Annotated in this window: 23 protein-coding genes and 1 pseudogene; 14 read left to right on the top strand and 10 right to left on the bottom strand. The window is 58.8% G+C overall.

Annotated elements, in window-relative coordinates; genetic code table 11:
* Window positions 1-8: 8 nt before the first annotated feature.
* Window positions 9-662, bottom strand: a complete 654-nt coding sequence (locus MAFF_RS32925) for a ChrR family anti-sigma-E factor (RefSeq protein WP_010915354.1) — start codon at window positions 660-662, stop codon at window positions 9-11.
* Window positions 659-1186, bottom strand: coding sequence for a sigma-70 family RNA polymerase sigma factor (locus MAFF_RS32920; protein ID WP_044551640.1), 528 nt, complete (start codon window positions 1184-1186; stop codon window positions 659-661). The genes MAFF_RS32925 and MAFF_RS32920 overlap by 4 nt, the downstream gene beginning before the upstream one ends.
* Before the next feature lie 271 nt (window positions 1187-1457).
* Here MAFF_RS32920 and MAFF_RS32915 point away from each other — a divergent pair, with 271 nt between their 5' ends.
* From MAFF_RS32915 to MAFF_RS40985, 4 genes are all read left to right on the top strand, one after another.
* Window positions 1458-2804, top strand: coding sequence for an NAD(P)/FAD-dependent oxidoreductase (locus tag MAFF_RS32915; protein ID WP_010915352.1), 1347 nt, complete (start codon window positions 1458-1460; stop codon window positions 2802-2804).
* A complete protein-coding gene (locus tag MAFF_RS32910; protein ID WP_010915351.1) occupies window positions 2801-3619 on the top strand; it encodes a DUF1365 domain-containing protein in 819 nt (272 codons plus the stop codon). Before MAFF_RS32915 ends, MAFF_RS32910 begins: the two co-directional genes overlap by 4 nt.
* A 150-nt stretch (window positions 3620-3769) precedes the next feature.
* On the top strand, window positions 3770-3994 hold the full coding sequence (locus MAFF_RS40990; protein WP_044550059.1) for a hypothetical protein: 225 nt from the start codon (window positions 3770-3772) through the stop codon (window positions 3992-3994).
* Window positions 3952-4122 (top strand): host attachment protein, encoded by a 171-nt coding sequence (locus tag MAFF_RS40985; RefSeq protein WP_080512143.1) that lies wholly within the window; start codon window positions 3952-3954, stop codon window positions 4120-4122. Before MAFF_RS40990 ends, MAFF_RS40985 begins: the two co-directional genes overlap by 43 nt.
* A 109-nt stretch (window positions 4123-4231) precedes the next feature.
* Here MAFF_RS40985 and MAFF_RS32900 read toward each other — a convergent pair whose 3' ends face one another.
* From MAFF_RS32900 to MAFF_RS32890, 3 genes are all read right to left on the bottom strand, one after another.
* Entirely contained in the window at window positions 4232-5308 is a 1077-nt protein-coding gene (locus MAFF_RS32900; RefSeq protein WP_010915349.1) for a histidine kinase dimerization/phosphoacceptor domain -containing protein, read from the bottom strand.
* 87 nt (window positions 5309-5395) lie between these two features.
* Window positions 5396-6436, bottom strand: a complete 1041-nt coding sequence (locus MAFF_RS32895) for a sensor histidine kinase (RefSeq protein ID WP_010915348.1) — start codon at window positions 6434-6436, stop codon at window positions 5396-5398.
* Window positions 6433-7920: an ATPase domain-containing protein gene (locus MAFF_RS32890; protein ID WP_010915347.1), complete on the bottom strand. Its 1488-nt coding sequence runs from the start codon at window positions 7918-7920 to the stop codon at window positions 6433-6435. Before MAFF_RS32890 ends, MAFF_RS32895 begins: the two co-directional genes overlap by 4 nt.
* A 226-nt stretch (window positions 7921-8146) precedes the next feature.
* Here MAFF_RS32890 and MAFF_RS32885 point away from each other — a divergent pair, with 226 nt between their 5' ends.
* The 3 genes from MAFF_RS32885 to MAFF_RS32875 are packed head-to-tail and all read left to right on the top strand — an operon-like array spanning window position 8147 to window position 10644.
* Complete coding sequence (locus MAFF_RS32885) at window positions 8147-8896, top strand: phosphatase PAP2 family protein (protein ID WP_157866124.1); 750 nt, start codon at window positions 8147-8149, stop codon at window positions 8894-8896.
* Window positions 8857-9819 carry a diacylglycerol/lipid kinase family protein gene (locus MAFF_RS32880; RefSeq protein ID WP_244420678.1) on the top strand — a complete coding sequence of 321 codons (963 nt, stop codon included), beginning with the start codon at window positions 8857-8859 and terminating at the stop codon, window positions 9817-9819. Before MAFF_RS32885 ends, MAFF_RS32880 begins: the two co-directional genes overlap by 40 nt.
* 15 nt (window positions 9820-9834) lie before the next feature.
* Window positions 9835-10644, top strand: coding sequence for a metallophosphoesterase family protein (locus tag MAFF_RS32875; RefSeq protein WP_010915344.1), 810 nt, complete (start codon window positions 9835-9837; stop codon window positions 10642-10644).
* A gap of 49 nt (window positions 10645-10693) precedes the next feature.
* On the opposite strand, the gene MAFF_RS32870 is transcribed toward MAFF_RS32875, so the two are convergent.
* Both MAFF_RS32870 and MAFF_RS32865 read right to left on the bottom strand, forming a co-directional pair.
* Entirely contained in the window at window positions 10694-12094 is a 1401-nt protein-coding gene (locus MAFF_RS32870) for a phospholipase D family protein (RefSeq protein WP_010915343.1), read from the bottom strand.
* A 123-nt stretch (window positions 12095-12217) separates the two neighbouring features.
* Window positions 12218-12562, bottom strand: a complete 345-nt coding sequence (locus tag MAFF_RS32865) for a low affinity iron permease family protein (RefSeq protein ID WP_010915342.1) — start codon at window positions 12560-12562, stop codon at window positions 12218-12220.
* A 12-nt stretch (window positions 12563-12574) separates the two neighbouring features.
* Between MAFF_RS32865 and MAFF_RS39550 the strand changes: the two genes are divergently transcribed.
* The 4 genes from MAFF_RS39550 (at window position 12575) to MAFF_RS38545 (ending at window position 13992) form a co-directional block, all read left to right on the top strand.
* Window positions 12575-12772, top strand: coding sequence for a hypothetical protein (locus MAFF_RS39550; protein WP_010915341.1), 198 nt, complete (start codon window positions 12575-12577; stop codon window positions 12770-12772).
* A gap of 405 nt (window positions 12773-13177) precedes the next feature.
* The gene (locus MAFF_RS32860; RefSeq protein ID WP_010915340.1) at window positions 13178-13477 is read left to right on the top strand and encodes a DUF1236 domain-containing protein; all 300 of its coding nucleotides are present in this window, start codon (window positions 13178-13180) and stop codon (window positions 13475-13477) included.
* Between the two features lie 79 nt (window positions 13478-13556).
* Window positions 13557-13745, top strand: coding sequence for a hypothetical protein (locus MAFF_RS32855; RefSeq protein ID WP_044550050.1), 189 nt, complete (start codon window positions 13557-13559; stop codon window positions 13743-13745).
* A 46-nt stretch (window positions 13746-13791) separates the two neighbouring features.
* Window positions 13792-13992 carry a hypothetical protein gene (locus MAFF_RS38545; protein ID WP_080511993.1) on the top strand — a complete coding sequence of 67 codons (201 nt, stop codon included), beginning with the start codon at window positions 13792-13794 and terminating at the stop codon, window positions 13990-13992.
* Window positions 13993-14045: 53 nt separating this feature from the next.
* On the opposite strand, the gene MAFF_RS32850 is transcribed toward MAFF_RS38545, so the two are convergent.
* From MAFF_RS32850 to MAFF_RS32845, 3 genes and pseudogenes are all read right to left on the bottom strand, one after another.
* Entirely contained in the window at window positions 14046-14255 is a 210-nt protein-coding gene (locus MAFF_RS32850; protein WP_019859928.1) for a hypothetical protein, read from the bottom strand.
* A gap of 192 nt (window positions 14256-14447) precedes the next feature.
* Window positions 14448-14668, bottom strand: a pseudogene (locus MAFF_RS38540) (DUF768 domain-containing protein).
* A gap of 43 nt (window positions 14669-14711) precedes the next feature.
* Window positions 14712-14924, bottom strand: a complete 213-nt coding sequence (locus tag MAFF_RS32845; RefSeq protein WP_341872715.1) for a hypothetical protein — start codon at window positions 14922-14924, stop codon at window positions 14712-14714.
* A 651-nt stretch (window positions 14925-15575) separates the two neighbouring features.
* Between MAFF_RS32845 and MAFF_RS32840 the strand changes: the two genes are divergently transcribed.
* From MAFF_RS32840 to MAFF_RS32830, 3 genes are all read left to right on the top strand, one after another.
* Window positions 15576-15758 (top strand): hypothetical protein, encoded by a 183-nt coding sequence (locus tag MAFF_RS32840; RefSeq protein WP_010915337.1) that lies wholly within the window; start codon window positions 15576-15578, stop codon window positions 15756-15758.
* A gap of 336 nt (window positions 15759-16094) precedes the next feature.
* A complete protein-coding gene (locus MAFF_RS32835; protein WP_010915336.1) occupies window positions 16095-17156 on the top strand; it encodes a YihY/virulence factor BrkB family protein in 1062 nt (353 codons plus the stop codon).
* 112 nt (window positions 17157-17268) lie between these two features.
* A complete protein-coding gene (locus tag MAFF_RS32830; protein WP_010915335.1) occupies window positions 17269-21429 on the top strand; it encodes a GAF domain-containing protein in 4161 nt (1386 codons plus the stop codon).
* Window positions 21430-21432 lie beyond the last annotated feature (3 nt).

Here is a 21432-nt window from a genome sequence, read left to right as displayed (position 1 = left end):
ACCGGAGCTCAGCCGCCGAACAGAGGCTGGATCAGCCTGCCGAAGAAGCCGCTCAGCTTCATCTGCCCTTCGAGCGCGGCAATGCAGATACATTCGCCTTCCTTGTCCACGATCGGCTGATGCTGAACGTCGTCATCGGCCTCGTCGAGATCCCCCGGGCCATAGCGGCCGCGCGCGTCCGAGAAGGCCCCTTTCAGTATATGGGTGTATTCATAGCCCGCATGCGTGTGCTCCGGCAGCTTGCGGCCGGCCACGACCTTCAGCAGCATGACGTTGGCGCTGTCGTCATCAGGCAGCGTCACGCGGCTCCAGCGCACGCCCGGCCCGATCCAGCGCCATGGCCCGATGCCACAGTCGTCAAGCACCTCAGGCAAGCGGATGCCCACATCGGCGCGGGGAAGCCTGTTGGCGGGCGCGGCCTTGGCGCGACTGGCCTCACCGGTGTCGATCATCGCCATCACATGATCGAGGGCTCCAGGTTCCATGTCCTCCGGCTCGATATCGTGCAGAAGGGAGCCACCAAGCGCTTCGAATCCGGCAATGCGCTCGGCGCAAGCCGTGCAGGCGCCGACATGGACGGCCACGACGATGCGCGGCCCAGATTCGAGAGAGCCGTTGGCATAACGGAAGAGCGTCTCATCACTCGGATGATGCTTGATCATTTGAGGTCGTCCAGGATTTGGCGCAGCCGGCCAAGGGCCAGCCGCACGCGTGATTTAACGGTGCCGAGCGGGATGCCGACCGCGTTGGCGATCTCGGATTGCGTTACCTCGCCATAGAAGGACATTTTCAGGATATCGGCCTGATCTCGCGGCAGAAGATCGAGCGCCTCCCGCAGCCGCTCCTCCCGCTCCGCGGCGATAATGACTTGCTCGCCCGAAACCGGCGCATCCTGCTGGTCCGATGGGTCAAATGCTTCGGCGATGGCTGCCGGTCGGCTTTCGCGGCGCAGCCGGTCGATGCGCGCGTTGCGGGCGATGGTAAAGATCCAGGTCGACACCCCTGCACGCCCTGGATCGAAATACGACGCCTTTTTCCAGACAAGCAGCATGGTTTCTTGCACGACGTCCTCCGCGGCGGACGGCGTCATCCCCGAACGCTTCAGGAAAGCCTTCAGCCGCGGCGCGTAGAAGCCGAACAGTGCCGCGAATGCCACTCGATCGCGGTTCGCCGCGACTGCCGCCATCAAACGGGTCGCTTCCGGCGCCGACAGGCTCCCCTCGTCGTTGCGTATGGTCACCGCCAATCCGCTCTCCGCGAGATCGAAAGCAAGAAGCGCTTTGTCGGCAATGAAATGATGTCCTGCATTCATAAGCCCTGTTACGCGCGGCAATCCCTTTCGGATCACTGGCCGCGCAGCGATTGCTGCACACGGTGATCCACAGCCCACACCGCTGCGTAGAAATTAAACCTAGGGGAGGACGTTAGTCCCTTCCATAGCAAATCGGAGGGCACGAATGACGATCGGCGGCTATTTCGAAGCGGACAAGCCGATGGACATCGCCATCGTCGGCAGCGGCATCTCCGGCCTGTCCGCAGCATGGCTGCTTTCAACGCGCCACAAGGTTTCGTTATTCGAGGCGGACCGGCGGCTCGGTGGCCACAGCAATACCGTCGATGCGGGCGGCACACAGGTCGACACCGGCTTCATCGTCTATAACGAAGTAACCTATCCCAACCTGACGGCGCTGTTTTCGTATCTCGGCGTGCGCACCAAGGCGTCGGACATGTCATTTGCCGTCTCGCTCGACGGCGGACGATTTGAATATTCGGGAACCGGATTGGGCGGGCTGCTCGCACAACCGTCCAATGTCGGCAGGCTGCGTTTTTGGCAAATGCTGAAGGAATTGCTGCGCTTCTATCGAGAGGCCCCCCACGACATCGCGCGTATCGGCGAGATCAGCTTGGCCGAATATCTCGATGCCAGGGGCTATGGTGCCGCATTCCGCGAGGATCATCTCTATCCTATGGCGGCAGCCATATGGTCGACTCCGGCGCTTGATGTCGGCAACTATCCAGCGACCGCCTTCATCCGGTTCTGCCAGAACCATGGCCTGCTAAAGCTGGCAGGCCGGCCAACCTGGCGCACAGTCGATGGCGGCAGCCGCAAATATGTCGAGCAACTGGCGAGGAGCGTCGCCGGCCGTACATATGCCGGGCGCGGCGTACGCTTAATCTCCAGGCGCCGGGGCGCGGCTTGGCTTACCGACTGCGAAGGCGTGGAGCACCGCTTCGACCACGTCGTTATCGCCACCCATGCCGACCAGGCGCTGCGCATTCTTGACGATCCGAGCCACGACGAGACGCGGCTGCTTCGCAGTTTTGGTTACAGCCGCAATGAGGCGGTGCTGCATGCAGATGCGCGCCTGATGCCGCGGCGTAAGCGCGCCTGGTCGAGTTGGAACTATTTGACACAGGGCCAGGGTGAAACCCGAAAACTGTCTGTTTCGTACTGGATGAACAGGCTTCAATCGTTGCCTGATGACCGGCAGCTCTTCGTCACCCTCAATCCTGTCGTGGAACCGGCGGCCAATACCGTTCTGCATCGCGACACCTATGAACATCCGGCTTTCGACGCCGCAGCGATGCGCGCGCAGCAAAGGCTGTGGTCGCTCCAGGGCAATCGAAACACCTGGTTCTGCGGCGCCTATTTCGGTGCCGGCTTCCACGAGGACGGCCTGCAGGCCGGGCTTGCGGCGGCTGAGGCGCTTGGCGGTGTACGCCGGCCGTGGAGCGTCGCGAATGAGTCGGCGCGCATTCACATCATCGACGCCGTGGCGGGGCGCAACCTCGAGGCGGCGTGATGCCGGAGCTGAAATCAGCCCTCTACGCTGGCAAAGTAATGCACCAGCGGCTGAAGCCGCGGCGGCACCGCCTTTCCTACCGCATTTTCTTCCTTCTGCTCGACCTCGACGAGATCGATGCGATGAGCAAGCGGCTTCGCCTGTTGTCACACAACCGGTTTAATCTGTTTGGCTTCGCTGACGCGGATCACGGTGATGGCTCGGGCGGATCGCTGAAAGCCTATGTCGAAGATATGCTTAAGACGGCAGGGATCGAGACGGATGCGGGGCCAATCCGACTGCTCTCGATGCCGCGCATGCTCGGCTACGCTTTCAATCCGATCAGCATCTATTTCTGCCATAGCCGGCAGGGCGACCTCGTCGCGATCCTCTACGAAGTCAACAACACCTTTGGGCAGCGCCACAGCTACCTGATCCCTGTCGGCGAGCGGCACGACGAGACTGTCAGGCAACATTGCGACAAGCGCTTCTACGTTTCGCCTTTCATGGCCATGGGATTGAACTATCGCTTCCGCATCGGCCTCCCCGGCGAAAACGTCGCGATACACATCACTGCCAGCGACGACCAAGGGCCGCTGATGGTGGCAAGCTTCGCCGGCAAGCGGCGGGCGCTGAGCGATGCCAGTCTGCTGCGCGCATTCATCTCGTATCCTCTGCTGACACTCAAGGTGACCGCCGGCATCCATTGGGAGGCGCTGCGGCTCTGGGCAAAGGGCATTCGGCTTCAGGAGCGCCCTGCCCCACCCCACAACTCCATCACCCACGTCGCCATGCATGGACGTTTACGGAGAAAGGCCGAGCCTGATGTCATTTGACACTGAGGCAAGGGCAAAGGTCGATCTATCGTGCGGCATTTTCCTCGCTGCCAGGGAACGGACTGTAGAACAAAACAAGATCGGGCTGCCGTCGGAATGAACGGTAGGACACCACAACACACAGTCCATCACCGGCTGGAGTCAGGCCTCATGACCGCATCGAAGCGCCTCTATGACGACGACACCGAAATGTACCGGCTGTTCGAGAACGAACTCTTCGTCGCCGTAGTTGGTGACGTCATGGATACGAGCGGGCTGCGGCATCAGTTCCTTCCGCCCGTGTTCAAGCCGGTGGACGAGAAGACGCGGCTTTTGCGGCCGGTACCGCCGATCTGCTCAATCGTCAGGTCCTCGGCGGTCAAATTGCCAATCTGATCGTCATCGCTGCCCCACGCACGCTTGGTGAACTTCGCAAGCATTACCACCAGAAACTTTCGGCCGTGCTGGTAGGCGAGATCCCAAAGGATCTTACGAGGCGTTCAGCACAAGAGATAGAAATGTAGTGCCGCCACCTAGTCAGCCGCGGCCTGCAGCCGGAGCCACGATATTGACGTCAGGTCCATGCATGACAGTCGCATGGACGAGCCACTCAAACCGCAGCATAGAACATCGTCAGCTCGTCGCCGCCGATCGCTTGAAAACAATGGTGACCCTGGTCCCTTCAGTGGCGCTGGATTTGACTTCGAAGTGCGCTTTGGCGTTCTCGGTCAAGGAGCGCGCGATCAGTGCGCCAAGCTTGCCGGGCTTCGGCCAAGTCTCGCCCTGCGGCAAGCCAACTCCGTCATCGGCGATAGTGATGCGGCATCCGTCGCCATCGACCACGCTGTGAAGCGTTATCGTGCCGCCTTCTCGTCCCTTGAAGCCGTGTTTGAGCGCATTCGTCAGCAATTCGTTCACAACGAGCCCCGTCGGCATCGCAACGTTGATCGAGACGGGATAGGTATCCACTTTCATGTCCAGGCGTATGCCTTCGACGGCATGCGAAGCCATTACCGCAGATGCTATCTGGCTGAGGTAGATGCCGAGATCGACCTCATCGTTCTGCTCGTCATTCGACAGCGCCTGGTAGAGTATCGCAAGAGCGTCGACGCGCCCGGCCAACCTCTCGAACCGTTTCTGATCGGGCTCCGCCGCATTGCGGGTCTCCAGCCGGATGAGTGCGGTGATCATCTGGAGATTGTTTTTTACCCGATGCTGCAGTTCCCGCAGCAATGTATCCTTTTCCCGAACACGCTCCTCAACCGAGGGCGCCTCTTCACCGTGAATGGATACGTCCACCAAGGCAACCAGCCGGAAACAAGTCTTGCCGTCGTCGTCCACTATCAAATTTGAGTAGGCGTCAACGACTGCTGGTCCGTCGACACCGCGCTCCAGCCGGAAAGTGCCGACGAAATCCGTTTCATTGATAACGCTCTCGGCCAGCGCCTTGTCCTTCTGCTCACGGATCCCAGTCCCGGACAGCGCTGCCCAGTTTTTTCGCGCCAGACTGGCGGCCTTCAGGCCGGAGAGTTTTTCGAATTCCGGATTGGCATAAACGACGCGCTCCGTTTCGATCAGGTCTGAAACGGCGATCGCAATAGGCACCTGATCGAGGAATTTCTTGAACTGTTCGCTCTCCAGCGCGGTCGCGAGTTCGGGCGTATCGAGCAGTTGCTCGACCGCCTCGGGCTTCCCTGTATCCGATATCATTTTACGCCTACGCTGTAAGGAAAGGTCATCAGTATCAGCGATGGAGCATATAGGCCACCACCGAAGCGGAGCGCCACCTTGCTGAGGTCAGTAGGCGGGGACAAGCCTCGTGTCGCGTAGCGGCAAGGCCATTGCGAACCGCAGGCCGTCAGGATGATAGTTCAACTCAACCTTGGCTTGGCACTGCACGGCGACGACTTTCTCCAGCAACGTCGTACCGAAGCCGCGCCGTCTTGGTTGCTCGACCTTCGGCCCGCCCTTTTCAAGCCAATCCAGATTGAGCATTCGCTCTCCTTCCGAATTGGTCACCGACCACCTGACTTCGAGGCGGCCGTGAGGGCGGGACAACGCGCCATATTTCGATGAGTTGGACGCAAGTTCATGAAAGGCCATCCCGATCGGAATCGCGATATCGGCGACCAGTGCTACGTTTGGCCCTTCGAGCACAACACGTGGCCTGTCGCTCGTATCGTAGTGGCGCAGTTCCGACTCCAGCAGCTTGTGCAGGGAGGCCATCTGCCAATAGTCATCGGTGAGCATCGAGTGCGTGTCGGCGAGAGAGACGATCCTGGCGGAGAAATCGCGCACGAAATCATCCACGCTACCACTCGATTTGGCGGTTGCCCCCATCATCGCCCGGACATTTGCGAGCGTGTTTTTGACGCGGTGATGGAGTTCCCTGATCAGCAGCTTTTGCCGGTCGGCGACCTCTTGCTTCTGTTCGATATATGACTTGACCTCGAGTTGACGGGCGCGGGCTCGCAGAGCCGAGCGCACCGAATTCGCCAGACTCGACGCCAGGAAAGGCCTCTCGAGAACGATCAGATAGCGATCCAGAAAGGCCAGGCGCTTGTCGATCTCCGTTTCCCGCATCGTCAGTAACACGATCGGAAAGTCCGACCACGTCGGTTGATGATTGAGCCACGATGCAAACTGATTTCGATTGGAACTGATCAAAGCTTCTTCGGTAACCAAAAAGCACTGAGCTTGGTCCAACAGCGGAACTGCTTCGTCGAGCGTGGCGCAGATGTGGGACTTGATGTCGTTCTCCGCGAGGATTGCAGACGCGACCTTCGCGTCGCGCCCGACCGGCGCCAGCACGAGCACACTGCGGTCTGAAGGCATCACGATGCCTTGTCTTGCAGCAGGTTGCCTTGCTTACCCTCGTAGGTGGGCACGCCAGTCAGTATCCCTCGGAACTCCTCTAGTGGTTCGCCGACGGCCAGGCCGGTCGCGCTTATCTTGAATTCGCGAATGGTGTCCTCATGCGGCCCGACGCGTTTTTTGACCACGGAAATAGCTCGTCTCAGACGGCCGCCGCTTTCGAAGAAACGCAGTAGCATTACGGAATCGCAGAGATAGGTCATGTCGACGGGGGCTGACATTTGCCCGATCAGCCCATGATTGGCCAACAGCAGGATCGTCACAACGCCCTTTTGATTAAGGTATGTCAGGATCTCGTGCATCTGCAGCACAAGATGCTGCTCCTCCGACATGGCATTGAGATACCCGGTCAGGCTGTCGATGACGACGATCCTTGCACTTGAGCGCTCCACAGCCGACTGGATGCGCGACGACAATTCACCAGGCGACAATTCCGCCGGGTCGATCTGTTCCAGCAGCAAATTGCCGTTGTCGGCGAATGGCCCCAGGTCCATGCCGAGGCCTGACGCGCGCGCCAGGAAAATCCGCTTGGTTTCATCGAACAAAAGCACCAGCACATGTTCGCCGCGCTTGAGAGCCGAATGGCAATAGCTGCACGCGATGGTCGATTTACCGACACCAGAAGGTCCCATCAGGAGAGTGCTGGTGCCGCGGTCCAGCCCGCCACCCACGAGCGTGTCGACAGATCCATTACCGGTTGCCGGCGTTCCATGCTCGGCCATCTCGTGTTCGGAGGCAACCAAGCGCGGAAACACCATCACGCCGCCCGGTCGAATGACGAAGTCGTGGAAGCCGCCCCGAATTTGAACGCCGCGCATTTTGATGATGCGCAGCCGCCTCCGCTCTCCGCCATAGATCGGCGAAAGCTGTTCCATCCGGATGACGCCATGACTGATGGAATGCAGGTTTAGATCGTCATGTTCAGCGGTGAGATCGTCAAGCAGAAGCACCGTCGCATTGTTGAGCAGGAAAAAGCTTTTCAAAGCCAGAACCTGCCGCCGATAGCGTAACGAGCCCTGCGACAAGAGGCGAATTTCCGACAGGGAATCGAAGACCACGCGATCTGGCTTCATGCGCTCGATTTCGGCGAGCGCGGCCTGGACGGTTTCACCAAGCTCGAGATCGGATGAATGAACCAGAGTTTGTAACTGCGACGGATCGAGGCTTAGCTCCGGCGGGACGAGCTCGAGGATTTCGATACCGTCAAGAGAAAATCCATGCCGTACCGCGACCGATTGCAGCTCACGCCTGCTTTCGGACAGCGTTATATAAAGGCATTTCTCGCCAGCCGCCGCGCCCTTGATCAGAAACTGCAGACCAAGTGTGGTCTTACCTGAACCTGGCCTGCCCTCTACAAGATGTGAACGGTATTTTGCGTATCCGCCTCGCAGGACATAGTCGAGGCCTTCCACTCCAGATGATATTGGTGAAGCGTCGTCTTGATCCACGTTGCCCGCTCGCTTTTCGTGACCACGTTAACGGCTAGCATTTTCAATGGTTCCCTCTTCAGCAAGAGAGGCAATGAGGGCCATTCGGAAGAGAGGGAGTGACGGCGTCAGGTCGTCGGGGCTGTCGCACTGTGTCGTTGCAGATATCCAACGTTCTCAGGGCGGTGATGGCTGGGGGAACCTCGTTCTCGCGAGCCCGTTATGCCTCTACCGTGAGGTCCGGCGCTTGAAAGAACCATTCCCAGATATTGAGCGCAGGCGTCTCGGCGGCGACTGCCCTCCCTTGCCATCCCGGATCAGTGGTGCTTCCGCACAAGGTAAATACAGCCTTATCGCGGTGATGCTTGTAGCATGCCTCGTTCTCGGCTTCGGGGTGCTCGCCGAGGAAGTCCTGGAAGGCGACACAACCAAATTTGACCTGACCATTATGTCGGCCCTTCGCGCAGCCGATCCGGCCTACCCGATCGGTCCACCATGGCTTCAAGAAGCGGCCAGGGATGTGACCTCGGTCGGCAGCATGGTGTTTCTTTGCTTCGTGCTACTGGCAGCGGTTGTTTACCTGCTTCTGGTCCACAAGCGGGCTCTGGCCATTTGGATGGCGGTGGCGGTGGCCGGCGGCGAACTGCTTGGCACGATCCTCAAGCTGAGCTTCGACCGGCCCAGGCCGGAGATCCCTCATGTCACGCGAGTATTCACGGCAAGCTTCCCGAGTGGACATGCAATGCTTTCGGCGATCACGTTCCTGACCGTGGGCGCTCTCCTTTCACATGCAAGTCAGGATCTGCGCCTCAAAGTGTATTTCATGGCGCTCGCCGTGTTTCTGACGGTGGCCGTCGGCATAAGCCGGGTCTATCTCGCAGTCCACTATCCCACGGACGTGTTGGCAGGATGGTGCGTTGGCTCAGGCTGGGCGATCCTGTGCTGGATAGTCTCTTTATGGTTTCAGGAAAGGCCAAAGCGGGGGCCGAAGACTTGAAGGTTATGGCGCTCATCAACAAAAGGGCCGGCGCTGCGGCGCGCGAGGGCGACATCGAGAGAGCCGTGCGGGATGGGTTCGCCGAATGTGGCGTCGAGGCCGATGTGCGATTGGTAGAAGGGCGAGAAGTGGGAGAGCTCGCTCAGCGCCTTGTTTCCGAAAACAAGTCGAGTTCCGGTCATGGATCGATCTTAGTGGTGGGCGGCGGCGACGGCACTCTCGGCAGCGCCGCCTCCGCGCTGGCGGGGACGGATGTGGTGCTCGGTGTTCTTCCGCTCGGCACGTTAAACCACTTTGCCAAGGATTTGGGTGTGCCGCTCGACCTGACGGCGGCGATCGATACAATCGCGACGGGCAAGCCTGTCGCGGTCGATGTCGCCGAGGTCAACGGCCGAGTCTTTCTCAACAACTCATCGATCGGCATCTATCCCTTCTTTGTTGCAAAGCGTTCAGCCGAGCAGCGGCGCCGCGGGTTCGGCAAGCTTGCCGCCATCGGACCGGCCCTCATGAGAACATTGAGATTCGCCTCCTGGCAGGCTGTCCACGTCTCTGCCCAGGGCGCCCGCGAAAGACTGCGGACGCCCTGCGTGTTTGTTGGCAACAATTTCTACGACATCGCCGATCTTGGCCGCCGCCGCAGCCTGCCGTCGAAAGAGCTGTGCGTTTATGTCGTCAAGCAGCAGTCCTGGTTTGGACTGGCATTGCTTCCGTTCAAGATCGCGTTCGGCATGGTCGACGCCACACGAGATCTGGAAATCTATCGCACCAATTCGCTCCAAATCACATCGCATCGACGCGCCATGCTGATCTCTCTGGACGGCGAAGCCGTCAGTATAAACACGCCCCTGAATTTTCAGATTCGGCCAGCGACCCTGCAGGTCTTCGCACCTATCAATACGACCAAGATAGGTGGCCGCAGCTGAAAGCGGAGAAATTCAGTGAAGACCCTCGTCCACCTTTCGGATTTGCACTTCGGAAAGACAGAGAGCCACCTTGTGGACGCGATCGCGGCTGAGGTTCGTGCCGTCGACTCTGATTTACTCGTCGTGTCGGGGGATCTGACGCAGCGCGCCCGGAAAGACGAATTCCTGCAGGCGCGGGCCTTTCTTGATTCCCTTCCTGGCCCCCGTATCGTGGTGCCCGGCAATCACGACGTGCCGCTCTGGAATGTCTTCGCGCGTGCCATGACGCCTCTGTCGCGTTACAGGCGCTACATCGAGGCGGACACGGACCCGTTCTACGCCGATAGCGAAGTCGCTGTTGTCGGGATCAACACGGCACGATCCCTGACAATCAAGAACGGCAGGATCAACGTCCGCCAGCTCAAGGCGGCGACGGAAAAATTCGCATATATGTCCGATGACATTACCCGGATAGTGGTCACGCATCATCCTTTCGAAGGGCTGGATCTGGAAAGCGACGACGGCATCGTTGCCCGCGCGGATCTGGCAATGGATGCCTTCTCGCGCAGCGGCGTCGACATCATATTGTCTGGCCACCAGCATCTTCATCGCGCCGGTTCGAGCGCAAGGCGCTACCTTATCGACGGCTATGCGGCGCTGCTTGTTCAAGCAGGGACGGCGGTTTCTTCGCGGGTACGACAAGCTGCAAATTCGTTTAACATCATTCGCATCGAGCACCCGAGGATCTCTATCGAATGTCGGGCATGGCAGTCGTTGCAGTCCGGGTTCGAAACCTCAGCCAGTTATTCCTTTCGGCAAGGTTCAGGCGGATGGGAACCCGCTTGAATTGCGTTGGGAGAGAGCGTCTACATTTCCAGAATCTGCCGACGTACGGCTAAAGCTGAGATTCGATGGGGAGGTGCCTGACCAGGGCGGCCAGGATGCGGCGGAACCATGCTGCCTCGGGTTCGCGAGTATAGGTTTGCAGCCTGCCTTCATCGCTGCCATGCCAGCGAAGAACCTCGTTCTTCAATTCGAGCCGGTAGCTCGCTTCCGGCGCTATCTCCGATTTGAACCTATGCCGCAGTTCCGCGACCAGATTCTCGTCTTCAAAAAGCACTCCCATTTCCGAATTCAGGGATACGGACCGCGGATCGAAGTTAAAAGATCCGACGAAACCGATCCTGTTGTCGACGCTGAACGCTTTGGTGTGCAGGCTGGCACCCTTGGATCCAAATACGGAAATCTTGGGCTGCCGGCTAAAGGGTTGGAGCTCGAAAAGCTGCACGCCCATTCTCAGCAAGCGCTTGCGATAGTTGGCGTATGCCCCGTGGACCGCGGCGACATCGGTCGCGGCCAAGGAGTTGGTCAACACAGCGACCTGCACCCCGTCGTCGACGAGGTCGCCGAGGATTTTTGATCCCTTCTTGCCGGGGATAAAATACGGGGACACGATTTCAACACGCTTGCGCGCCGATTGAATGATTGGGAGCAACTCCTTCATCAGCCAACTGCGCGGTCTCCAGCCTCGGACCTTTTCCGGAGGGTCGGAGATCACGCGCACGCGCTCGACCCAATGTACGTTGCTGCTCGCCGATATGAACTCGGCGATGGAGCCCTTGTCCCTGATCCCGCTCAGAAGCGTCGACTCGGTTTTCTCCTCTCTTCCCTCGAAATAAGGGGCATGCGAGCCTGGAGCGGCTGCACCGAGTTCGGCTATTGGCTTCGCGTCCTGGCATACCCAGAAAGTTTGGAAGATCTGTGCGGTTTGCTGGACGGCGGGACCGAGAAGCAGCATGTCGAGGTCACGGAAATTCGTCTCCGCCGCGTCAAAATATGCATCGCCGACATTGCGCCCACCGACAATTGCGATGTTGTCGTCGGCAATCCACGCCTTGTTGTGCATCCGCCTTGTCAATGCAAAAAGCCGCAAGAGGACTTCCGCGCCGCGCATGAGGCCGCGCGCTCTGATGCCGCTCGGGTTGAACAATTTGAGTTCGATGTTTGGATGGTTGCTCAGCGCCAAATAGGCGGCATCGCTCTTGCGCGGATTGACGTCGTCGAGCAGCATTCTGACCCGTACGCCTCGCTGGGCCGCCCGGACAACTTCCTGCAAAAGCAAGCGCCCCGTGTGGTCGTCATGCCAGAGATAGTACATGAGATCGAGAGTGCGAGCCGCGCCCCTTGCCGCTAAAACACGCGCGGCGAACGCATCGTAATTGTCAGAAATCAGCAGCAGGCCGCTCTTACCTGCTTTGATTTTATCGGCCGATGTTTGCGTAATCGAGACGTCCATGAATTGACCGGTTTCGGAGGAGATCGAGGCGCCGTTTCATTAGGTCAAGAACCCGCGAGCGCCGATCTGGTTGCACGAGGGCCTTGAGCCTGCTGATAGTCGACGAAAGCTTGCGTTTAATATTCAGGTGGCTCGCCCATTTCGTTGCGCTGCTTCTTGTTCGAGCATGGCAAGCTTTTCGCGGATCTCCTCCGGCTCGGCATGCTCCAGGCCGACCACGTCGTTTCTGGTCTCCCTAAGCGAAACGACGATCTCATCGAGCTTGGCGTGAATGGCCGCGGTATCGCGATAGCCCTGTATCAGGACAACACCAGTGATCACGATGGCGGCCACCGAAAGGACATAAGTGACCGCGTTGGTTAGTCCGAATGGCACCAGCGCGGTGCACAATACCATTGCGACCATCATGACGTAGAAGCCTGGCGGTCGGGAAAGGAAGTCGGCCGTCATAAACAGGATCCGGTTCATCCTAGCGGCTCCATGATTGTGAAGCCGTGGCTCGTTCCTGCGCCAAACGCCGATGTGGATACAACCACACCATCATATCTTGGCCAGAGCGAATACGGCTATCAGCGCGGTCAGAGCCACGCAAATGGGAACAGCCAGGAGGAAACCGGCCTCTATGAAGCGAGTCTTTTTGTCATTGAACATCCAACCACCCGTCGCTGGCTAAATTGAAGTTGACGGGTTCGCTCGCCGCTAAAGCAGCGAGCAAACCGTTATCAGCGCAGGAAGGGACATAGCTGCGCGGATTTTGAAATGTGGACTGTCCAGGTTCAGCCAAGGGATATTCCGATGACGAGCAGGGATATGGCCAAGACGAAAACTGGCGCCAGCAACCAACGCGCTTGACCAACACTTCCGTCCATGAATTCTTTCCTTCAGTTCCGTGGCTGACAACTTCCGCGACAGATGACCGTTCCAAGCTGCACAGACGGCAAGACCATTGCGGAATTCGGCCGGACTTTGGTCCAACCGCCTCCTCCGACTGAAGTCCTCCCAGGGGAACGATTGCATCCACGCCAAGTTGGCAGCTGAGCTTCGACACCACCGATCGGAGCCAATCTCACGAGGAGTAAGATTATGAAATTGCATCTGTCTGCCGCAGCCCCGGCATTTCTTCTGCTCGCAGGCGTCGGCGTCGCGGCGGCCGAGGACATCATCATTCAGCCGGAGCAGGAAACGGTTATCCGTGAATATGTGAAGAAGCAGCCGCTTGCTTCGGTGAAGGTTCCCGGAGTGGAACTCAACATCGGCACGGCGCTGCCTGACACGGTCGAACTTCGCGAAGTTCCCAACGTCAAATACCGCTACGTCGTGATCGACAATCGTACCGTTCTGGTCGATCCGAGCACCCACAAGATCATCAAAATCTACGACTGACCGGCCTTGCCGGCCGAAGCCCGTCGCCTCTCCCGGCGACGGGTTTCAACTGACGGTCATAAGATGCAAGATCTCATCTTTGGAAACGCCTGCTGCAAAGCTGAGAACAAAGTTCACGGACGTGAACATTACTGGCGGCGACATGAAGGTGTTTCGAAAGGTCGCATCGGTGATGGCGGACCATCAAGGTCTGATTGACGGCGCCGACCTGATCGCCGCCTTTTTCTTAATGACGATTAGCCCATTCCTGGCCATTGGCTTAAGGTGATCCGGCCGCCAGCGCCCATGGCGTCGGGTTGGAACAAGGAAACGCCATGACTTCGACAGCAGCGCTGATCTGGTATCTGGTAATTGCCGGCCCGCAGGGCGGCATGGCGGTGTTGCCGAGCACTTTCGACAAGCGGGAACAATGCACGGCCGCCATTGCCGAATACCAGAAGCAGCCAACGTCGACGGGCTGGACCCTGCAGTGCGTCCCCAGCGCTTCACCATTCACAAACAATGGATCTGAATAGCGCAAGGCGGTCAAGGCCGGGCATAGCAAACACCTCCTTGGCGCGACCTCTCCTTAGGCCTTAGGATCGACGGCCGCTCCGAGCAGATTGATATGTTCGGTCGCAATTTTCAGCAGGGTTTCCGCAGTCTCTTGCGCTGTCCATCCCTGGGCCTCTGATTCAGCCACCAAGGCCGCGAACGCCGCTTCCAGGGCCACCTCACAGTTGACCGCCCGATCCGGACTTCCTTCCGGCAATATCGGTGGTTGAATGGTCTGGGACATGCGCGATCTCTTCCAAAAAAAGGAAGCCCGCGCCTTAGCGAAGAATGCGGGCCGATCAAGGTTTCTGGCCCGATCTTCAGCAGTGGCGCGAGGGAGCGTTGCCTGCCGCAGTCACCAACCCTCGGAAGTCACATATGTTCCAGACCAGCGGATCGAAAGTCGCACGCATCGACCGCTGCGAACCGTGCCGGGTCACTTGGGAAAATCAGGCAAGGGATGCTCGATAGCATTGAGGATCGTGCGGTAAAGACTGTCGACCTCTTCATCGATTTCGGCCGCTTGATCCCGAGCGCCTTGGCGTCCGCTATTAGCTTGTGCGTGAGTTCATCGACCAGGAGGACATCTGCCTTCATCGTCCTGGGGACATTGTTAGCGATCCATTGATCTAGAAAGTCGATTCCGCGTGCACTCATGGAGCGATAAGCTCGACCGCAAGGTTTAAGTTCCGCGTTTCCTCTAACGGCCCAACGGTCGCCTGGATGGCGAAACCAGCTCATCCTCATCGACGACGCCTGCCATGTAGTTGCCTATAATTCTGGAGGCGATTGCGTCACGCTCGTCGGGTGATTGATTTTCGAGCTTCAGCTGCTCGAACACCCGGCCCAGCAGAGCCATTTCGGCCGGATCAAAAATTCCAGCCTCAGTCGCCTTTCTCCGAATTGGCATCATTCTCCTCCCAATAACCCTGCAAGGAAGCGTGCCGCAAAACCTTTTCGCCACGCAAGTGTTTCACCAGAACATTCGCCCGCTGGTCCGCCAGTGTTGCATTGTGGGTCCCACGCGACGATGGCGAAGCTCGGTCGACGCACGGGCAAATTGGGATTGCGCCCAGTCGCAGCATGAGCCGACATGACCCTCGCAGTTCACCAAACAAATTTGCGCTTCAGGATGCCGAAACCAGGTCCGGTTGCCTCATAGCTCCTCCCTCCTATGGACCGCTCCCCTGTAGAGCAACTCACGCACCGCTCGTATGTTCATAACTCACAGTCATTCCTGCCTGCCTTTGACTTCCCGTCAACCTAGCTGTCCGAAAGGCGCGTCGGTTGGATGGGCCGCTTCAACATCCTGACGTCGCTTTTTGGCTTTCATGCCGGAACCAGTCGGCAAGCGTGAAGTTCCTCCTGTGCCTTGATTGAGAAGGCAACAAACCAGGAGAAGAGGACGCACGTCGCGCTTACCAAGCTCGCGGAGTCGGCGGTCAACGTTCAGCAGATGCGGCTTAACGGGTTCATCGCGTTGTAGAAGCCTCTGTCAATTGTTCGCCAGGCTCATCCGAACAATCAACGCATCGGCGTCTCAGGGCGCGAACAGGAGTATGACATGGGCTTTTTCAGCAGATTCTTCTCCGGCCTGGGTCGCAAGGCGCCAGCCGACAAATCGAGTGGAGACATGCGCAAGGCAACCGGCGCCGGCCCAGCTATCGCGGCTCATTCCAAGGACGCCAAGACGTCGGCGGCGACCGGTCAAAATCCAGCGGCGGCAAAGAAGAAGTCAGCCAACTGACCGCAGATGTTTCACGCGCCGAAAAAGTGAGCCGTTCGGTTGACGATCTGATCGGTAGCTTCCTTGAGCACCGCCTCGATGTGAGATCGGCTTCACTCAACGCTTTCAACTTTTTATCCTCTGATGGGCTCTTGTTCGAACGTCGATTGATGCGCGCCTGCCGAAAATCATTCTGCAGCCCGACGACGTGGTCGCTCTTTGAGGCGTAGCGGGAACAGCTTTGCCGCTCACCACGTTGAGGACGTGAGTCAGGGCATGAGGAGGCGAATTGGTGGAACGCAACCCAGGCCCGGGTCGTGGCAGCGCACTGGTCGCTCGCAATAGAGTTCTGGCCGAATGTGGCGCAAAGTGAGGACAGCACCCGGCGTGAATGCGTCGTTGATCGACGGAGAAGCCGCAAGTCGCGCTGCATCAACAACGGAAGACAGCAAGGCAGCTCTGAGATCGGAAGATGGCGATCGCGGCCGCGACGCGGCATGGCCGTCCCAGATACCCGCGCTTGGCTGGAAAGATATTTTCTGGCGCCTATTGGAGGAATTCAACAAGGACCGGGTTCTGCTCGTCGCGGCCGGTGCCACGTTCTACTTGCTGCTGGCGCTCTTCCCGGCTTTGGCTGCGTTTATTTCAATTTATGGCTTTGTCGCGGACCCGGTTACGGTTGCGGACCATGTCGCATATCTCGGCGGATTGCTTCCGTCAGGGGGGCTGGACCTCATTCGAGGTCAGCTGCAAGCCTTGGCCATGCAGAAGCCCGGTGCTCTTGGCATAGGCTTCTTCATCGGCCTTGGTATCGCACTGTGGAGTTCCAACAGCGGCATGAAGGCCCTCTTTGATGCGATGAACATCGCCTATGAGGAACGGGAGAAACGCAGCTTCATCACGCTCAACCTGATGTCGATCCTGTTCACCGTCGGAGCGTTGCTTATCGGCATCGTGCTGCTCCTGACCGTGGGCGTCGTTCCCGCACTTTTGCGCTATTTCTATCTTGATGCGTGGACGGAGACGCTTGTCGCAGTATCCCGGTGGCCGATCCTGGTCGCCGCGATGCTTACCGGAATATCCCTGCTTTATCGCTTCGGACCGAGCCGCGAGCGCGCCAAGTGGCGTTGGCTGAGTTCGGGCGCCTTGATAGCGACCGCAGCATGGATCGCAGCGTCGTGGCTGTTCTCGTTCTATCTGCAGCATTTTGCCAACTACAACGCCACCTACGGGTCGCTCGGCGCTGTTGTCGGTTTGATGATGTGGACGTGGATTTCCGTCATCATCCTCATTGCTGGCGCAGCCATCAATGCCGAGATGGAGCACCAGACAGCGGTGGACTCGACCACCGGCCCTCCACTGCCCATGGGCAAGCGGGGTGCCGTGGTAGCGGACACTTTGGGCAAAACCGCAGACTGACTATCTAACGAACACGCACTGTCAGCGAGAATGCGTGTTCGGGTCCTGTCAGCGCGCCTGGTCTGCTGGGGTCACCTGAGACAACGTGCGTTCAAGGAAAAATTGAACAGCGATGTCGATACCGCGTCTGCTTTCATGCGGCGCCCGCTGCCCTACCCCTTGCCGTGCAACCAAAACCGAGTTGCGCCGTTTTGTCCGGTTCGATATTTCGGGGGATATCTTGGGACCATCCAGCAAGGACAGGGCGAGCGCCGCGTTTCGCAGCGCCGGAGAAATGGCTGAGCGTATCGGCTCGTTTGGTTGGAGCGCTACATCTATCGGGCCGGTCTCTTCATGGCCCACAGAGCTGAAGACACTCGTCGATCTCATTCTAGGCTCTGCACAACCTATGTTCGTCGTCTGGGGCCAGGACCGCATCTGGCTCTACAACGATGCCTTCATCCCTATCCTTGGCCGCAAGCACCCGACCGCTCTCGGCCTGCCCAGCCAACAGGTCTGGGCAGAGGCATGGGAGACGATCGGCCCGATGTTTGATCTGGTTTACCAGGGCCAATCTGTACATATGGACGACATTGAGATCCGAATCGACAAGCACGGTGCGCCGGAAGAGACCCATTTCGCCTTCTCCTACAACCCCATCACGCAGCCGGAGACTGGGACGACCGGCGGTCTGTTTGGCGTCTGCACGGAAACCACGGATCGATTTCTGGCCGAAAAGCGCGAACGCCTCGCCGCTGAACGTCAGATCCACCTATTCGAACAGGCGCCAGGGTTCATCATTATCATGCGCGGTCGCGACCATGTCGTTGAATTCGTGAATGACGCCCATCGCCAGGTTTTCAACAGCGGTGATTGGCTGTCTAAGCGTATTCGGGATGCCGTTCCCAGCCTGGAGGGACAAGGTTTTTTTGAACGCCTCGATGAGGTCTTCAGAAGTGGTACGACGTTTGAAGCGCAGGGCCTTCCGGTCCGATTTCGCCGCTCGGCGGATAGTCCCGAGGAGACGCGCCACCTGACGTTTATCTACGCTCCCCTCTACGACGGCGGGAACCTCATCACAGGGATATTCTGCGAAGGGTTTGACGTCACCGAGACATTTCGTGCGAGAAAGCGGAGTGCTGCGCTCGCTGAGCTTGGGGACCTCGTGCGGCTGGTCGAAGACCCTGACGACCTGGCCTACGCCGCAGCCGAAATCATTGGGCGGGAACTGGATGTAAGCCGGGCCGGATATGGAACGATCGATCTCGCGAACGAGACCATCTCCATCGAACGCGACTGGAACGCCCCCGGAATCAAGAGTTTGGCCGGGGTGCTGCATTTCCGCGACTACGGCACGTATATCGATGACCTGAAGCGCGGCATCACTGTTGTCCTTGAGGACGCTGACACAGATCCGCGGACAAGCCAGAACCCAGAGGCACTGAAAGCGATCAGCGCTCAATCCCTGATCAACATGCCGGTCACCGAACGGGCTGGCTTTGTGGCCCTGCTCTACCTCAATCACAACAGGCCCAGATCCTGGTCGACAGAAGAGATCGAATTCGTTCGCGAGATGGCGGAGCGAACGCGTACCGCAGTCGAACGACGGCGCGCGCAGGCGGAGTTGCGACAGAATGAAGCTCGCTTGCGCTTTCTCGACGCACTGGGGAAAGAAACTTCGAAAAGTTCGGACGCGGACGCGGTGCTCGAGATTACGACTAGGATGCTTGGCGAGTATCTCGGCGTCGCAATCTGTGCCTATGCCGATATGGAGCCTGACCAGGACCACTTCACGATCCGGGGAGACTGGCACCGGCAAGGGTCTTCGAGCATCGTCGGCTACTACAGTCTTCGGGATTTTGGCCAGCTCGCCGTGGGCAAGCTCCATGAGGGCCTGCCTCTGATCATCAACGACAATCACGTCGAGTTGCCGCTCGAAGAAGCCGCGACATTCCAGGACATCGGCATCGCTGCAACCATCTGCATGCCCCTTGTCAAGGAGGGACGCCTGACCGCGCTGATGGCGATCCACGACAGCGCTCCGCGGGTCTGGACTCAGAATGAGCTTGCACTTCTCACAGAGGTAACGGAGCGGTCGTGGGCGCATATAGAAAGGGTGAGGTCGGATCAGAGCGCTGCCGAGACCGCGGAACGCTTGAGCCTGGCTACCCAGGCGGCCGCAATCGGCATCTGGGATTACGACCCGGTCGCTGACCATTTGCGGTGGGACGCACAATGCCGGGCGTTGTTCGGCATTACGTCGGACGATGAGGTTACCTATGAGGGCTCCTTCATCGCCGGCCTCCATCCAGATGACCGTATCCGGGCAGATGAGGCGGTCCGGCGAGCAATCGCTCCAGACAGTCTTGAAGGATTTAACATCGAGTACCGAACAATTGGCCTGGAGGACAGGATAGAGCGTTGGGTGGCGGCGAGCGGCCATGCCATTTTCGAAGCCAGCAAGGCCGTTCGATTTATCGGCACGGTTATCGACATTTCGGATCGCAAAAAAGCAGAGCGCCATCTCAAGATCATGAACGATACCGGCGCGGCGGTCGCGGCGGAACTCGATCTCGACAAGATCGTGCAAATCACCACCGATGCCGGCGTCCAGCTTTCCGGAGCCCAGTTTGGGGCTTTCTTCTACAACGTGCTCGACGCTCAGGGCGGCAGCTACATGCTCTATGCCCTGGCAGGCGCTCCGCGCTCGGCCTTCCAGAATTACCCCATGCCACGTGCGACCGCGGTGTTCGAACCGACTTTCCTTGGGAAAGGCGTCGTTCGGTCGGACGATATCCTCAAGGATCGGCGGTACGGCAAGAATGCGCCGCACAAGGGCATGCCGGAAGGCCATGTCCCGGTTCGCTCCTATCTGGCCGTGCCAGTCGTGTCGAACTCCGGCGAAGTTCTAGGCGGTTTGTTCTTCGGACACGCGGAGACCGGCAAGTTTGGTCCTGAACACGAAAGTGCCCTTCTGGGCATCGCCGGCCATGCCGCAACCGCGATCGACAATGCCCGCCTCTTCCAGTCAGCCGAACGCGAGCTGTCTGAAAGGCGGCGTGCCGAGGCCGCACTGCAGACGCTTAACTCCACGCTGGAACAACGCGTCATCGACGAAGTGGCGGAACGCTCGAAGGCAGAGGAACAGCTGCGGCAGGTTCAAAAGATGGATGCGGTCGGTCAGTTAACAGGTGGCATCGCGCACGACTTCAACAACATGCTTGCCGTCATCATCGGTGGGCTCAATCTGCTTCAGCGCAAATTGTCCAAAGGTGAGACAGACGTCGGTCGGTTTGTCGAAGGCGCCATGGATGGGGCCCACCGCGCCGCCGCCCTCACCCAGCGGCTGCTGGCCTTCTCACGACAACAACCGCTCAAGCCGGAGCCTATCAACGCCAACCGCCTGGTCGGCGGAATGACCGAGCTGTTGATGCGCACACTTGGGGAAACGATCAAGGTCGAGACGGCGTTCGGAGCCGGCCTCTGGCAGGTCAAGGCCGATCCCAGTCAGCTTGAAAGTGCCCTGCTCAACCTGTCGGTCAACGCACGCGACGCCATGCCCAACGGCGGTAAGCTGACCATCGAGACGTCGAACGCCTATGTCGATGAGCGATACGCTCGTGAGTCCGCCATTGCGGCCGGACAATTCGTGCTGGTTGCAGTAACCGATACCGGCACGGGTATGACCCCGGACGTCCTCGCCAAGGCCTTCGATCCCTTCTACACGACCAAGGGCGTTGGCAAGGGCACCGGGCTTGGCCTGAGCCAGGTTTACGGTTTTGTCCGGCAATCGGGCGGCAACGTGAGAATATACTCCGAGCCAGGCGTTGGCACGACGATCAAGATCTATCTGCCACGGCATTATGGCGGCACCGAGCAGAATTCTCCCGAGCTCAAATCAAGGTCGATAGATGGCGGCGTGCCAAGCGAAATCGTCATGGTGGTTGAAGACGAGGATCGCGTCCGCGCAGTATCGGCCGAAGCATTGCGCGAACTTGGCTATTCGGTCGTCGAAGCCAGTGGTCCTAACGAAGCGATCAAGATGATTGAAGCTGGACAGCAATTGTCCCTGCTCTTCACCGACGTTGTTATGCCGGAGATGTCCGGACGTCAGTTGGTGGATATCTTGCGCAGGGGCAACCCCAAGCTCAAGGTTCTCTACACCACGGGCTACACGCGCAACGCCATCGTTCACAACGGAATCCTCGATCCTGTAACGCAGCTTTTGCCTAAGCCTTTCAGCCTTGAAGACCTTGCCGAAAAGGTGAGGACGATTCTCGACGATCCTTCATAGTGC

Source organism: Mesorhizobium japonicum MAFF 303099 (assembly GCF_000009625.1).
Taxonomy (GTDB): domain Bacteria; phylum Pseudomonadota; class Alphaproteobacteria; order Rhizobiales; family Rhizobiaceae; genus Mesorhizobium; species Mesorhizobium japonicum.
Note: the sequence above shows the minus strand (reverse complement) of the source record. Positions and strands in the feature narration are given on the sequence as shown.